The 14911-nt window shown below is 68.1% G+C and carries 12 protein-coding genes; 5 read left to right on the top strand and 7 right to left on the bottom strand.

Translation table 11 applies throughout. From position 1 onward, the window contains the following. Positions 1-53 precede the first annotated feature (53 nt). The 3 genes from ABE85_RS20600 to ABE85_RS20590 form a co-directional block, all read right to left on the bottom strand. Positions 54-2111 carry a site-specific recombinase gene (locus ABE85_RS20600; protein WP_067279009.1) on the bottom strand — a complete coding sequence of 686 codons (2058 nt, stop codon included), beginning with the start codon at positions 2109-2111 and terminating at the stop codon, positions 54-56. Beyond that, a complete protein-coding gene (apaG, locus tag ABE85_RS20595; protein WP_067279006.1) occupies positions 2111-2485 on the bottom strand; it encodes a Co2+/Mg2+ efflux protein ApaG in 375 nt (124 codons plus the stop codon). Before apaG ends, ABE85_RS20600 begins: the two co-directional genes overlap by 1 nt. 68 nt (positions 2486-2553) lie before the next feature. Then, positions 2554-4818: a hypothetical protein gene (locus ABE85_RS20590; RefSeq protein ID WP_157522688.1), complete on the bottom strand. Its 2265-nt coding sequence runs from the start codon at positions 4816-4818 to the stop codon at positions 2554-2556. A 197-nt stretch (positions 4819-5015) separates the two neighbouring features. Here ABE85_RS20590 and ABE85_RS20585 point away from each other — a divergent pair, with 197 nt between their 5' ends. The 3 genes from ABE85_RS20585 (at position 5016) to ABE85_RS20575 (ending at position 7125) form a co-directional block, all read left to right on the top strand. Further along, positions 5016-5870 carry an ABC transporter substrate-binding protein gene (locus ABE85_RS20585; protein WP_067279000.1) on the top strand — a complete coding sequence of 285 codons (855 nt, stop codon included), beginning with the start codon at positions 5016-5018 and terminating at the stop codon, positions 5868-5870. Between the two features lie 74 nt (positions 5871-5944). Then, positions 5945-6631 (top strand): ribulose-phosphate 3-epimerase, encoded by a 687-nt coding sequence (gene rpe, locus ABE85_RS20580; protein WP_067278998.1) that lies wholly within the window; start codon positions 5945-5947, stop codon positions 6629-6631. A gap of 20 nt (positions 6632-6651) precedes the next feature. Further along, a complete protein-coding gene (locus tag ABE85_RS20575; RefSeq protein WP_197507096.1) occupies positions 6652-7125 on the top strand; it encodes a low molecular weight protein-tyrosine-phosphatase in 474 nt (157 codons plus the stop codon). A 31-nt stretch (positions 7126-7156) separates the two neighbouring features. On the opposite strand, the gene ABE85_RS20570 is transcribed toward ABE85_RS20575, so the two are convergent. Then, positions 7157-9064, bottom strand: coding sequence for a hypothetical protein (locus tag ABE85_RS20570; protein WP_197507094.1), 1908 nt, complete (start codon positions 9062-9064; stop codon positions 7157-7159). On the opposite strand from ABE85_RS20570, the gene ABE85_RS28110 reads away from it, so the two are divergent. Continuing rightward, on the top strand, positions 9059-9400 hold the full coding sequence (locus tag ABE85_RS28110) for a hypothetical protein (protein ID WP_197507092.1): 342 nt from the start codon (positions 9059-9061) through the stop codon (positions 9398-9400). The two genes, ABE85_RS20570 and ABE85_RS28110, sit on opposite strands and share 6 nt — an antisense overlap. Positions 9401-9542: 142 nt before the next feature. Next, positions 9543-10151 carry a DNA-3-methyladenine glycosylase I gene (locus ABE85_RS20565; RefSeq protein ID WP_067278992.1) on the top strand — a complete coding sequence of 203 codons (609 nt, stop codon included), beginning with the start codon at positions 9543-9545 and terminating at the stop codon, positions 10149-10151. A gap of 26 nt (positions 10152-10177) precedes the next feature. Here ABE85_RS20565 and ABE85_RS20560 read toward each other — a convergent pair whose 3' ends face one another. The 3 genes from ABE85_RS20560 to ABE85_RS20550 form a co-directional block, all read right to left on the bottom strand. Continuing rightward, positions 10178-10900 carry a hypothetical protein gene (locus ABE85_RS20560; protein ID WP_157522682.1) on the bottom strand — a complete coding sequence of 241 codons (723 nt, stop codon included), beginning with the start codon at positions 10898-10900 and terminating at the stop codon, positions 10178-10180. A 108-nt stretch (positions 10901-11008) separates the two neighbouring features. After that, positions 11009-11704, bottom strand: coding sequence for a hypothetical protein (locus tag ABE85_RS20555; RefSeq protein WP_067278986.1), 696 nt, complete (start codon positions 11702-11704; stop codon positions 11009-11011). Positions 11705-11769: 65 nt separating this feature from the next. Beyond that, positions 11770-14910 (bottom strand): efflux RND transporter permease subunit, encoded by a 3141-nt coding sequence (locus ABE85_RS20550; protein ID WP_067278983.1) that lies wholly within the window; start codon positions 14908-14910, stop codon positions 11770-11772. Position 14911: the final 1 nt, after the last annotated feature.

The following is a 14911-nucleotide window of genomic DNA, read 5'->3' as shown; positions in this document are numbered from 1 at the left end:
CACCTGAGCGACGCAGCGGCCAGACGCCCGCGCGCCCGGCCTTTCCCCCAGTCTCACCCCTTCGGCGGCACCAGGAAGCTCATCGGCTGGCGGCGCATCCGCGCCCAGATCGCCCCGCGCACGCGCTTCTGATCGGCGAGCCGGATGCCGCGCGAGCGCAGCGCCACCTTGAACGCCAGGAAGAAGCTGACGCCCACGTTCAGCACGCCGGTGCCGAGGATGCTGATCACGCAGAGCCAGAACGGCCAGTGCTTGAGGACATCGAGCCCCAGCGCCCCGGCCGCGGCGGCCAGTTGACCGGTCGACAGCGTCACGTGGCGGACTTCGATCGGCAGGCCAAAGAAGCCCAGCAGCGCCGGCACCAGCCCGAGCATCAGGCCCAGGCTGATGTTGGCGGTGAGCCCCGAGATGTTGTCGCGCCACCAGCGGGACCAGCGTCCCGCGCGGCTCGCGCCCAGGCGCGCGACGATGCGCGGGTTCCACGCGATCGCGCTGTCCAGCCGGTGGAAGACGAACCAGTTCTCGACCCAGCCCGCGATCAGGCTGGACGCGAACAGCAGCACGCCGGTGAAGGCCGCGAAGAACAGCGAGGGTCCGAGCACCGTCAGCGAATGCAGCACGTGCTCGGCCTCCTTCACGCCGACCAGCGGCTTGCCGAAGCTCAGCCATGCCGCCAGCTGCACGACGAGCACCATCGGCGCCGCCAGCGCGAGGTTGCCGATGATCCCCGCCGTCTGCGACCGGAACAGGTGCGCCACCTCGTCCACGAAGGCCTGCAGGCCCGCGTCGCTGTCGATGTGGCGGAGCTTGTCGGCCAGCGCCGGCGCGGTCATCGCCGGCTGCTTGGTGGCCACGGTCCAGTGCAGCAGCAGGATGAGCACGAAGCTGGCCGCGTAGTTCACGCCCGCCCAGAAGCCGCCCCAGAACGCGGACAGCCCCACCGCCATGATCGCGAACTTCATGAAGGTCGTGCCCGCGATCACCAGCCCGCCGCCGCCGGCGCGGCGCAGCATGTCGCCGTACTCCTCGCGGTTGCGGGTGATGTAGTGCTCGCCGGTCTCGGCGCTGCGTTCGGCGACCTTGCGCGCCAGCAGCGAGTAGTGCCGCGCGAACAGCGTGCGGATGCTGCGCCGCTCGTGCACGACCGCCACCAGGCTGGCGACCAGTCGCAGCAGCTCGCGCTCCGGGTGATCCGCGAGCAGCACCGCGAGCAGGTCCTCGACGCGGCGCAGCCGCGCCTGCATCTGCTCGACGCCGAACATCAGGTCCACCGAGACGCCGTGTTCCTCCAGGTGGTCCGGCACCGAGCGCACCGCCGCGCGGCATTCGTCGAGCAGGCCGCGCAGGTACTGCAGCAGGCCGGGCAGGGCGGCGCGGTCGTGTTCGACGAGCGCGTGTTCCACCTGCTCCCACGCCGTCGCGAGGTTGCGGAACGGGCGCTTCGCCAGCAGCTGCGGATCCATGCGCACGCGCAGCGCGCCGGACAGTCCGGCCGAGCGCACCGAGCTCACCAGCACCGTGATCGCGGCGCGCATCTCCTCGCGCCAGTCGCCCTCGGGCGCGCCGGCGAAGAGCAGGCCCAGCCGCTGCAGCAGTTCGTCGTCGACGGCGTTGATCCACTGCTCGTCGGCCTCGTGCGGGAACAGCAGTTCGAAGAGTTCGGACAGGTCCCTGGTGTCCGCGCTCAGCGGCAGCAGCCGACGGCGCAGGCGGCCGAGGAACTCGTTCCACAGCGCCATGCGCGGCGCGAAGCCGACCTCCGCGAACAGGCTGATCGCGTCCACGTCCGCCCAGACGCTGGCGATGACTTCGGCGAAGGCCATCGCGTGTTCGGGATGACGCTCCAGCATGCGGAGCAGGTACTTGAGGCGCCGGATCGGCAGCGGGGCCGAAGGCGTCGCCGCGGGTGCCGCGGGCGGCGCCGCTTCATCGGCGGGTGTCGACGCTGCCGCTGCTGGCGCCGGGGCCCGGTCGTCCTTGATGGGCGCGTGCCGCAGCCACTCGATCAACCGCACCAGCCAGAGGTTGCGCTCGGCGAGCGGTGCCTGCGGATGCGCCGCCTGCGCCGCGTTGAGCAGTGCCGTGAGGTCCCAACCCTGGCGACGGAACATCAATGCAGGGAGCCGGAGTCGGCCAGCAGGAACTCGGGCACGTCGGCGTGGAAGACCTCGGCCTTGTCCGTGACGCACAGGAAGCGGCCGCTCATCGTGCCGTGGCGGGTCGCGATCTGCGCCCAGGAGCTGTACTGGAAGCGTTCGCCCGGCTGCAGCAGCGGCTGGTGGCCGACGACGGCCAGCCCGTGCACTTCCTGTTCCTTGCCGTTGCCGTCCACGATGGTCCAGTGACGGCCGATCAACTGGGCGCTGACGTCGCCCCGGTTCTCGATCGTGATGGTGTAGCCGTACGCGAACTCGTTGCGGTCCGGGAAGGTCTGGTCCGCGATCGGCTCGACGGTGACGCTGCAATGGAAGTGCGGATGTGCCATCGACCGATTTTAGGACGCCGCGCGCGGAGACACTGGAAAGCGATGCGGACGCCCGTCAGGCGGCCGGGCTACGCCTGCACGTCCGTGTCGTCATGCTGGGTCGCGACATCGCGGAACGCCTTCCGCTCCGTCGGGATCTCGCTGAATCCTTCGGGCAGAAGATCGCTCCGCACAGGGCCGTCCGGGTACGAACGAGCGATGACGAAGGCGCGGGCGTATTCCAGGCGGGTGAGCATTCCTGGTTTGGTGGGCTGACCATCGAATGAAAGGATCGCGACCAGTTCGGACCAGTTGCAGCCGTATTTAACCAAGGCTTGCAGCGTCTCCTCCAGCATCTTGAATAACGATGATTTGTAGCGGGCGTGCCGCCAAAAGTACGACAGCGGGCTCGATCGCCCCTGTGCATCCAGATCCAGGAAGCTGCGCAAAAGCACGCTGGCATGCTCGGGTCGGAAGTCGTGCGCCTGCTGCGAATTGCCCCACACGACCTGATTGCTTCTCAGTGCTGAGATCGTGTCCAACACTGCGTGATAGTTGAAGTTGCCGTTTTCCTTCGAGGCTCCCGACGACAGTGCATGTGTGCCTGAGCCGATGGCCTCAGAGATCTCCTGGATGGTGACCTGCGGAGGCGTCGAGGACAGCGCTTGAGCGGCCTCGCATAGCCACTGCTTCGCGAATTGACCACTTGCATAGTGACGCTCGTCGAGCGAAGAACCGGGCATCGACACACGCAGGAGATCGAGGACGCCAGCTTGTTGGGCCGCTGTCCAGGCTTTCGCGAGGGACTCGCCGAACGCAGTGGACGTCAGCTGGCCGGCCTGACGCTGGCGATACAGCATCCGCAGGCTGCCGGCATCGTGCAGGTGTGGACGGGTCAATCGTTGCCAGGCCAGCGTCTCGCCTTCGAAGAGTGCGGCGCCGCGGCCGCGACCGAGCACGGCCTCCATCAGCAGCACCTGTTGATCCTTGCTCAAGGGAGTCGACGCGCTTTGCCATCGCTCGAAACACGCCCTCAGCGCGGTGTCGTCGATGCGATCGAGGAGTGCGTCGAAGGTCGCCTTGTCGCGCATCCATTCCGCCGGCAACCTGGTCCACAGGTCGTCGGGTGCGCTGTTGCGGATCACCGATAACAGCGCGGCACCCGGCAGGTCGTCGGGTTTCAATGCTGGCAGGTCGTCGAGTTCCAGCAGCCGACACTCGCCGTGCGTCTCGGCCCAGGCGAGGCACCCCGCGGTCATGAAGGCCGGACCCTTGACGGGGCGGGCGACGGGTGGCATCCGGCTTGGCTTGTCCCGCCTCCTGGAAGCCGAGTCGCGGCGCCAGCATCGGAGAAAGTGCACGGCGACCAGCGTGGCGTCTGTCGCCACCACGCAGTCGCCGGTGGCGGGGTCCACGCGAAACGCCGCCGATGTCGGCGGCTTGCTGCCGAACTCGGCCGCCAGCGCCTGGACGGCTTCCTCCATGCGCTCCAGCGTCAGCAACGGAGAGGAAGACGCCGCAGCGTCGGGCCCATTCACCGAGGCGCTCAGGCGCATGAGGTAGTCATCCGCGATCCGCAGGGCGACGGAGGACGGCCGCAGATCTTCTTCGAGCCGCCGCCTGGCCTCCTCGACCACGGACTTCGGGAGATCCTTGAGGACGAACGGATCGTCGGGGAGTTGGTCCGGCAGACCCACGTCCTTGTACAGGACGGGCAGCAGCGCATTGACTGCGTGCCGGTTCGTCGTCTTCAAGGCGCTGAGTCGCAGCGTCTCGGCAGCCGAATGCCGGACGAGGTTCACCTGCGCGTCGTGCCACTTGGCCGGCAATGTGCGCGGTGGCGGCGACAGGCGTCGGAGGCTGGCCGGCAGTTCTTCCGTCACGGCGGTCGAACAAAGCGCCAACCTGCTCGACAGTTCCCGGATCTCCGCGCGCGCCTGGCCCCTGTCGACCTGTGGATCGCGGATGAGTTGCACCAGGCGTTCAAGATCCTCGGCGCCCTTGCCGTAGATCTCCTCGGCGTTCTCGCCAAAGAAGCGGTTGTAGCCGCTGCCGTCGACGGTCGTCACGTGGTCCCGGAAGGTCTGCAGGCTGGCTGCGGTCGACGGGGAATCCTTGTCGACTGCAGACAACTCTCGCGTGAGGGCGGCGACGTGTTCGCGGAATCGCTGGAAGTCCGGATGAAGGGCGAATGCGGCCGGCGAGCCGTGCTCATGCGGTCGGTAACGCCAGGGGTCCGAGGCGTCGGCCTCTGCCTGGCGGGCCGCGGTGCTGCGGCCTTTGGCGGGCGCCTCGTCCATCGCGGGACGGAGGCAGGACGGGGTGAAGTTTCGCAGGAGGGAGGACAACGGCATGACGCATCAGTGGCGCAGGCGACAACCTCTGTTTCCCATTCGAGCGAGGTTCGATGAGCGGCCCTCCTGGTTCGGGCCCGCCTCGGCTATGCTGGGTACCGCACAGAGCAAAAAACAGAACCCGCTCGAACGGACCACCATACGCGACCGGCACGCACCGGACGCCATCCGTCATGGAGACAAGGGCAGGACACCCGTTGGATTCTCTCCGTCCCACTCGGCGCCAGGCCATCACGCGCGGCTGGGCGCTGGTCGGCGTGGCCGCCGCTGTGGGCGCCGATCTGGGCGTGGCCGCGAATTCGGCCATGGCGGCGCCGTCCGGACCTGCTGTGCCGACGGTGCCGGGGGCGGGCGCCACCGGACCGCTGACGCTGCGCAGCGCCGCGCAGGCCGGCGCGCCGGCCAAGTACGCCTCGGGCGATCCGAAACGCCCCGGCCTGTGCGGCGAGATCGCCGAGGCCGTGATGCGGACCGATCCGGACCTGCACATCGAGGGCCTGGCCCAGCCGGTGCCGCTGCGCCGGCTCGAGCTGATGCTGAGCAACGGCGACCTCGACGTGTTCTTCTGCCTGCTCAAGTCCGAGCACCGCCATGCGCTGATGCGCTACCTGCCGGTGCCGCTGTACCGCATCTCGCATGTGCTCGCGATGCGGGCCGGCGACGAGCGCGCGCCGCGCACCTGGGACGAGCTGCGCGCCTTCTCGCGGCGCCAGCCTTTGCTGCTGGCGCAGGGGACCAAGCTGGCCGCCACGCTGCAGGAGGCGGACGTGTCCTTCCTCGAATCCGCGCGCAGCGACAAGGAAGCGCTGCAGATGCTGGTGCGCGGCCGCACCGGCGGGGTCTACGGCCAGGACTTCAACCTGCGCCAGGCGGCGCGCGGCGCGGGCCTGGAGTCGCGCGTGCGGATCGGGCCCCAGGTGTTCGAGGAGGAGACCCAGTACGTCGTCGTCTCGCGCCAGCTGCCCGAGGCGGTGGCGGAGCGCCTGACCGACCGGCTGCGCCAGATCAGCGCGTCGGGGGAGATCGCGCGGCTCGCGGATCGTTACCGCTAGCGGCCGTCCGGGCGCGCCGCAGCCTTTCTACAATCGTCGACTTTCCCCGCCAGCGGCTCCGCGCCCGCCCTGCCATGAACCCGCCCACCTACCGCATCGCCCCCAGCATCCTGTCCGCCGATTTCGCCAACCTGGGCGAGGAAGTCCGCAACGTGCTGGCCGCCGGCGCGGACTGGATCCACTTCGACGTGATGGACAACCATTACGTGCCCAATCTGACCTTCGGCCCGATGGTCTGCGAGGCGCTGAAGAAGCACGCCGTGAAGCCCGACGGCACGCCGGCGCCGATCGACGTCCACCTGATGGTGCAGCCGGTGGACAGCCTGGCGCAGGCCTTCTGCCGTGCGGGCGCGAACCTGGTGAGCTTCCACCCCGAGGCCAGCGGCCACGTCGACCGCACGATCCAGCTGATCAAGTCCGAGGGCGCGCAGGCGGGCCTGGTGTTCAACCCGGCCACGCCGCTGGACGTGCTGGAGTGGGTCATCGACAAGGTCGACCTGGTGCTGATCATGAGCGTCAACCCCGGCTTCGGCGGCCAGAGCTTCATCCCCGGCGCGCTGAAGAAGCTGCAGCAGGCCAAGGCGATGATCCTGGCCAGCGGCCGCGACATCCGGCTGGAGATCGACGGCGGCGTGAAGGTCGACAACATCCGCGAGATCGCGGCGGCGGGCGCGGACACCTTCGTGGCGGGCTCGGCGATCTTCGGCAAGCCCGACTACAAGGGCGTCATCGACGCCATGCGCGCCGAGCTGGCGCTCTGATCCCGGAAGCGACGACCCCGGTGACCCGACTGCTGCTGGTCTGCGCGGCCAACCTGTGCCGCTCGCCGATGGCCGAGGCCGTGCTGCGGCTGCGCGCCGGAGAGCTGGGCCTGACGGAGGTTCGCTCGGCCGGCGTGTTCGCGTCGTCGCGGGTGCACCCGGTCGACAAGCGCGCGCTGGCGGTGCTGGAGCAGCGCGGCTACGGCATGGACCGGCGCTGGCGCTCGCGCAAGGTGACGACCGAGGACTTCGACCGCTACGACCTGATCCTGGCGATGGACCGCCAGGTGCTGCGCGGGTTGAAGGCGGCGCGGCCCGCGGTCTCTCCGGCGAAGCTGGGGCTGTTCCTCGCCGGCATGACAGGGTTGGGCCTGGACGAGGTACCCGACCCGTACTACGGCGCCGGGAGCGCCTTCGTGCACGTGCTCGACCTGATCGAGGCCCGTGCGCACACCTGGCCGGGCGACGAGGCGGTCTTCCACAAGACGGGCTGAGTACACCGCGGCGTGAAAGTCGCCGGCGTCATCAGGCCGGGCCGAGCGTGATCGTGTAGGCCAGCAGCTCGTCGAGCGACTCGGGGAGCCGCTCCTGATCGGCGGCGTCGTCGATCTGTCGAGCGACTTCGGCCAGGATGTCGGTGATGCCCGCGGGGGCTGAGGCGGTGCGCAGGCGGAGCAGGGTCCTCGCCTCCTCCGGACTGAACGACAGCCGCCGCATCGCCCTGAGGGTGTCCCCCAGCAGCACGATGAACAGATCGACGGGTTGACCGAGGAGGCGTTGAAGCGCCTCGGAAGCACATCCGCCGGGGGCCTCGAGCAGGGCACGCAAGGTCTCGCGACCCCGCCTCTCCTTTCCTTCCCAGGGAAACTTTCCGATGACCTCCGCGGCCAGTGACGCGGCCAGGATGTGACTGCTGGAGCCCGTGTCGATGACCCGCGGAAAATGCCCTGTCATGGCGGGCAGCAGGCACACGGCCAATTGGCGGGGCGAGCTCGTCCCCTGCCTCACGAAGTGCTGCAGCTTGCAGTGCTGGAGGAGCTTGGTCAGCGCACAGTAGGTCTTGAGAGGCCCGAAGAGGCGGGCGGCGATGCCCGTCCTCTCCATGCTGGCATCGGAAAAGGTTCCCAGGGCGTCCATGTCGATCTCGTTCCTGCGGACCCGGGAAGTCAGTTCGTCCAGCAGGCGGGCGCAGCGGGCCGTATCCGCCTCCAGGAGAAGATATTCCAGCAGCGACGCGTGGTCCCGGACCTTGCAGGTGAGGACCCTCATCAGGCCGTCGGCGTCCAGCTTCGGTGGTCGTGCCTGCAGCGCGCGGAGGATGACGTCCAGACGGGCGTTCGCGGGCCAGTCGAACGGCAGGTGCATGAACAGGTCGACGCGCCCCTGCGCGGCGAGCGTCTGGGCGATCCAGTCGAGCTGCCCAGGGGTCAGGACTTGCCAGGCCTGCCATGCCATCAGCAGGGGAGCCAGCAGGCGGTCGTCCAGACGGTCGCACAGCCAGGCGCAGGTGTCGGGATCCCGCAGCAGGGAGGGCAGGACGTGCGCGGCCAGGTCCGCCGGCGTGCTGCCCAGTGAGATCGACCGTCTGGCCGCCGCGCTCAACGGCGCGGAAGTCGCACGTGCGAGGTGGGGAAGGTCCGCGGCGATCAGCGGCCGCGGCGTGCCGTTCTCGATCACCCAGGCGAGTGCGCCGGCGATGAAGCAATGAACCGGCTCATTGCCGGCGTTGATCCAGGCGGCGACCGGATCGTGACACGCCGCATGGGCCACCTCGGCCTTCGACAGGGCCTCCAGGAAATGGAGACCCATCAGGATCGGATCGTTCTGGAGCACGCAGGCGCCGGTGTCTCCGTCCACGCGGACCAAGGCCGCGGGTCCGGGCGTCACGTTGAACTCCGGGAGCAGCGTCAGCGTCCCCTCGTGGATCTCGCCGATCGTGAGCGGTGTGTCCGGGACGCGTGTGCCGGCATCGCGGATGACGCCGGCATATCGCGCGAGATAGTCCTCCGCCAAGGTCAATGCCAAGGCCGGCGGCGTCAGCACGACGGTGAGTTGCTGGAGGCAGTGGTCGACGGTCCAGGGGCGGAACGTTCGCTTGGCCAGCGGATCGTCCGGTTGACGCCATGGCAGTCCCAGTTCGCGAAACAGGCAGATCTGCAGGCCGGCCACGTAGTGGCGATGCATGCCCGGTGTCGCGCGCATCGTCTTGGGATAGCGGCGGTCGACGGCTTCGGCAGCCACCTGTTCGATGGTGCGTTCCATGATCGTGCGGCATTTCCCCCGCAGCCCTTGCCGGTTCGGGTCGAGACGCGCGACGCTGTGCTGAAGCGCGACCACGGCACCGTGGCCGCACTCGGTCAACTGCGCGGCGAGGTCGCGCAGCTCGGTGACGCGCGCATCCTGCGTCAGTCGAGGATCGCCGATCAGATGCACCAGTCGATCCAGGTATTCAGCGCCGGTGCCGTAGACGCTGCCGGCGGCGTCACCGAAGTGGCGGTTGGCGCCTTGGCCGTCGACGTCCAGCACATGGTTCTGGAACGCGATGAGCGAGCGGGCTTCGTCCGAACTTGCGCCGACGATCGCCACCAGCGTGGCGACGTGCGCTTTCAGGCGGGACACGAACCGGTCGAAGTCCCCGCTGCGTGCGAACGCCTCGGGCGACTGCCGGGTCTCGGGGCGGAACCACCAGGAGGCCGGCGCCTGTTCGTCGGCAACGCCGGCGGTCGTCGGCACCGGGGCGTCCAGCGCAGGATCCTGCAGGAAGGATGAGGTGAACGCGTCGATGAGTGGATGCGTGAGCGGATGCATGAGGGGAGGGTGAGTCGGCGCACGGCGGGACCGTGTTCGTGGTCCGCGACGGGCAGAATCATTCCTCTGAGGTCGCGCGGGCGGCCCGTCCCACGAGGAACCGATGACGGATCGATTGGCGCAAGGCCCGGACGGCCGGTGGCGATGCCAGTGGTGCGAGGCGCCCGGCTTCGACAGGTATCGCGACTACCACGACGAGGAATGGGGCTACCCCGTCCACGAGGACCGGCGGCTGTTCGAGAAGCTCTGCCTGGAGGGCTTCCAGTCGGGGCTGTCGTGGCGGACCATCCTCGCCAAGCGCGAGAACTTCCGCAAGGCGTTCAGGCAGTTCGAGATCGCCAAGGTCGCGAAGTTCGGCGAGGCCGATGTCGCGCGGTTGCTCGCGGACGAAGGCATCGTGCGCCACCGCGGCAAGATCGAGGCGGCGATCCACAACGCGAGTCGCGCGCTCGAGCTCCAGAAGGAAGCCGGCTCACTAGCCGCGTTCTTCTGGCGCTACGAGGATCCCGAGGAAGGCGGCGACGTGCGGGCGACGTCGGAGACGTCGGTGAAGCTCTCCAAGGAGCTGAAGAAGCGCGGCTGGAAATTCGTCGGCCCGACGACGGTCTACGCGTTCATGCAGGCGATGGGGCTGATCAACGATCACGCGCCGGGGTGCATCGGGCGCGATGCGGCGGCGCTGGCGCGCCGGAGTTTCACGCCGCCGCGCTGAGCCGGCGGGCGCCGCAAGGGGTCAGGTCATGCGCGCGGGCCAAAGAACCATGGGGGCGCTGGAGGTGGTCGCTTGCGAGGCACGTCTTGCGCCGGACCGATCTCAGCGTCGGTGAATTCCATGTGGTACATCAAGGTCACCAGTCGATCGGCCAACGCAGCCTTGGCCCGATCGAGTCGTGGCAACCAGTGGGCCGCCGGATAGAACAGATTCATACTGAGCAAGACTTGGCTCGGCGAATCGCCCCTGACTTCGAGCACCTGCAGGAACAGCGATTTGCCTGCGGCGGTGGTTGCGCTGCCATCTCTCGAAGGGAGTCCATGGGCGAGAGTTTGAAGCGTGTCATGCGCCAGACGTACGCGCCACGACGTGTTCAGGCGGGTCAGCCACGACGGTTCGCTCGGGACCAGCAACCGTCGAGCGTGTTCTGTGTGTAGGTGCCCATACCGAACGGCCGCGGCAATCGTCGACACCCTATCGCGCAAGGTGAAGCCGTCTGGGTACGGCTCCGACTCGTCGAGCAAGCGCTTGATCGGCGATGCGAGATCGTAGATTCGCTCCGTCTCCCGAACGGCAGCCGGAGAGCGGTTCGCTCCGGTGGGGAGATGACTCAGATCCAGAAGAAATACTTCGAGAGTCTCTGGCGTGGGCCACAACGCGACCGGGGTCACGTCTTGCGGATCCGGCGGCGGCATCAGGGCCGCCAGCGAAGAGGTGCAGTTTTCAATTGGCATGACAACTGAGTTCATGCCGCGACGAATGTGTTCAAAGTTCGATGCATAGCCGCTCCGGCCGCACTGTTCGCCGACGCTTCAGGCCCGACGGGCAGAACCGTCGGGGCGTCGCAGGGGGTCAGGTCATGCGGGCTGCGAGGCCAGCGGCAACGGAGGCGGCAGCTGTCGGGGTACCGCGCTGACCTGGCCGATCTCGGCCTCGGCGAATTGCATCTGATACATGAAGTCGACCATACGACTGGCCAGGGTGGCCCTCTGGCGGTCGAGAGGCGGCAGCCAAGCGACGTTGTCGAACAAGTCCATGCTGAGCAGCACCTCGCTCGGCGAGCCCCCTGCGGTCTCGAGCAGCCCCCTCAACAGCGATTGGCTGGCGGCGGCAACCGTCCCGTTGCTGGATACGGAGGCTCTGGTGACGGTTTGAAGCGTGTCATGCGCCAGACGGATGCGCCACGATGTGTTCAAGCTGGTCAGCCACGAGGGGTCGCTCGGTACCAGGAGGCGTCGAGCGTGTTCTACGGGCAGATCCCCGTTGCGAACGGCTGCCGCGATCGTCGCCACCCTGTCTTGCAGCACGAAGCTGTTGGGAGGCGACTCGGACGCGTCCAGGAATCGCTTGATGGGCGACGCAAGGTCGTAGATATGTTCCGTCTCTTGAACTGCGGACGGCGAGCGGCTCGCACCGGCGGGGAGAAGTCCCAGGTTCTGGAGATGTGTGTCAAAGGCCTTGTCCGTCGGCCACGACGCTGCCGAGTCGGGGTCGGGTGCGAGCGACGTTGGAGACAGGGAGGACGATGAAAAGATGATGCGTTGGATCGACATGACAACTGAGTTGATGCCGATCCACAAGCGTTCAGAGTTCGTTGGGCAGACGCCCCGTCACGCGCTCAGTCCGCATGGCCGGGGACGGGCTGCGTCGGACGTTCCGGATGCTCAGTGAGCCGCATCGCTTCGACTTCCCGCGTATCCGGCCCCTTCCCGCTGAACCGGTCCAGCGCCAGGTAGATCACCGGCGTGATGTAGAGCGTCACCGCCTGCGACAGGATCAGCCCGCCGACCACCGCCAGACCCAGAGGCTGGCGCAGCTCCGCGCCGGCGCCCAGGCCCAGCGCGATCGGCAGCGCGCCCATCAGCGCGGCCAGCGTCGTCATCATGATCGGACGGAAGCGCAGGATGCAGGCCTCACGGATCGCCTGCTGCGGCGTCATGCCGCCGTTGCGCTGCGCATCGAGCGCGAAGTCGATCATCATGATCGCGTTCTTCTTGACGATGCCCACCAGCATCAGGATGCCGATCGTCGCGATGATGGTCAGCTCCATGCCCGCGAGCTGCAGCGTCAGCAGCGCGCCCACCGCCGCCGACGGCAGCCCCGCCAGGATGGTCAATGGATGGATGTAGCTCTCGTAGAGCACGCCCAGCAGCACGTAGATCACCGCGATCGCCAGCACGATCAGCAGCAGCTGTCCGCCCTGCGAGTCCTTGAACACCGCCGCATCGCCGCCGTAGCTGGTGATGATGGAAGGCGGCAGGCCGATCTCCCTGGTGAACTGGTCGATCTTGCCCGTGGCGTTGCCCAGTGGCACGTCCGGCGCGAGGTTGAAGCTCAGCGTGATCGCCTGCAGCTGGCCCTGGTGGTTGACCGCCGTCGGGCCCAGCTCGCGCTTCACGCTCGCGAAGGCCGTCAGCGGCACCATCATGCTGTTCTTGCCGCGCAGGTAGATCTTGTCGAAGGCGTCCTCGCTCAAGCGGTCGCTGTCGGTCGCCTCCATGATCACCTGGTAGGTGTTGCTCTCCGCGTAGATGCTGGAGACCTGGCGCTCGCCGAAGGCCGAGTACAGCGCGTTGCGCAGGTCCTGCATCTGCACGCCCAGCAGCGTCGCGCGCTCGCGGTCGATGACGAGGTTGGCCTGCAGCCCGCGCAGTTGCGAGTCGCTGGTGACGTCGCGGAACACCGGGTCGTTGCGCAGCTTGTCCTGCAGCTTCACGGCCCAGGTGTTGAGCTCGCCGGTGCTGACCGACTGCAGCGTGAACTGGTAGCGGCTCTTGGACTGCCGGCCGCCGAGCTGCAGGTTCTGCACCGGCCGCAGGTAGACCGCGATGCCGGGCACGCCGCGCAGCTTCTTGCGCAGCTGCTCCAGCACCTGCGGCATCGGCGGACGCTCGCCGCGCGACTTCAGGTTGATGAACAGGCGCCCCGTGTTGACGTTGCCGCCCCCGCCGCCGCCGCCGACCGCGGCGGACACCGACGACACCGACGGATCGTCCTGCACGATCTGCGCGACGCGTTCCTGCAGCACCGTCATCGCGGCGAAGGAGATGTCCTCGGCCGCTTCGGTGCTGGCCTGGATCTGGCCGATGTCCTCTTCCGGGAAGAAGCCCTTGGGGATGACGATCCACAGCCACGCGCTGGCGATGAAGGTGGCCAGCGCCACCACGCCGACGACCCAGCGGCGGGCCAGCGCCCAGTCCAGCGACGCCGTGTACTTGTTCAGCACCCAGCCGAAACCGGCCTCGAAGGTGCGGCCGAGCGCGTTCTCCTCGACCTCGTGATGGCTGCTGAGGAAGCGGCTGCACAGCATGGGCACCAGCGTCAGCGACACGCCGGCCGACACGCCGATCGCCAGCGACACGACGACGGCGAACTCGTGGAACAGCAGCCCGATCACGCCCGGCATGAAGAAGATCGGGATCAGCACCGCGATCAGCGAGATCGAGATCGACATGATGGTGAAGGCCATCTCCCGCGCGCCGCGGATGGCGGCGTCGAAGGGCGCCATGCCGTCCTCGACGTGGCGGTAGATGTTCTCCAGCATCACGATCGCGTCGTCGACGACCAGGCCCACGGCCAGCGTGATCCCGAGCAGCGAGATGTTGTCCAGGCTGTAGCCCAGCGCGAACAGCAGCGTCACCGCGCCGATCAGCGAGATCGGCAGCGACAGCGTCGGGATCAGCGTCGCGACCATGCGGCGCAGGAACAGGAAGATCACCATCACGACCAGCGCCACCGTCAGGGCGAGGGTGAAGTAGACGTCGTGCAGGCCTTCGCGGATGGACACCGAGCGGTCGTTGAGCGTGCTCATCTGCACCGAGGCCGGCAGCTGCGCGGCGAAGCGCGGCAGCATGGCCTTCACCGCGTCGACGACCTTCACCGTGTTGGCGTCGGGCTGGCGCTGCACGGCCAGCACGATGGAGCGTTCGCCGTTGAAGTTGGAGAAGGACTTGACGGTCTCGTAGCTGTCCTCGACGTCGGCCACCTCGCGCAGGAACACCGGCGCGCCGTTGCGCGTGGCCACGACGATGCCGCCGAAGGCGTTGGCGTCGCGCAGCTGCTTGTTGGCCTGGATGGTCAGCGTCTGGCGCGCGCCGTCCAGCGTGCCGACGGGGGTGTTGGCGTTGGCGCCCTTGACGGCGGCCTGCAGCTCGTCGAGCGTGATGTTGCGCTGCTGGAGCAGCTCGTTGCGGGCCTTGATGCGCACCGCGAAACGCTTCTGGCCGTAGATGGAGACCTGCGCCACGCCGTCGATGGTCGACAGGCTGGGGGTGATCAGGTTCTCGGCGTAGTCGTTGAGCTCGGACAGGTTGATCGACGGCGAGGTCAGCGCCACCAGCAGCACCGGCGCGTCGGCCGGGTTGACCTTGCGGTAGGACGGCGGGGTCGTCATCTCGACCGGCAGTGCGCGCAGCGAGCGGAACAGCGCGGCCTGCACGTCGACCGCGGCGGCGTCGATGTCGCGCGCGGAGTCGAACTCCAGCGTCAGCGAGCTGTTGCCCAGCGTGTTGGTCGAGGAGATCGTCGTGATGCCGGCGATGGTCGAGAACTGCTTCTCCAGCGGCAGCGCGACGGACGAGGCCATCGTCTCGGGGCTGGCGCCGGGGAGGGTGGCCTGAACGTTGATGACCGGCGTGTTGAAGCTGGGCAGCGCGGCGACCGGGATGCGGCTCCACGCGGCGATGCCCGCGACGACCAGCGCCACGTTCAGCAGCACGGTCATGACCGGCCGGCGGATGAAGAGTTCGGTGAGATTCATG

Origin of the sequence: Mitsuaria sp. 7, from assembly GCF_001653795.1 — a bacterium.
GTDB lineage: Bacteria > Pseudomonadota > Gammaproteobacteria > Burkholderiales > Burkholderiaceae_C > Roseateles.
Note: the sequence above shows the minus strand (reverse complement) of the source record. Positions and strands in the feature narration are given on the sequence as shown.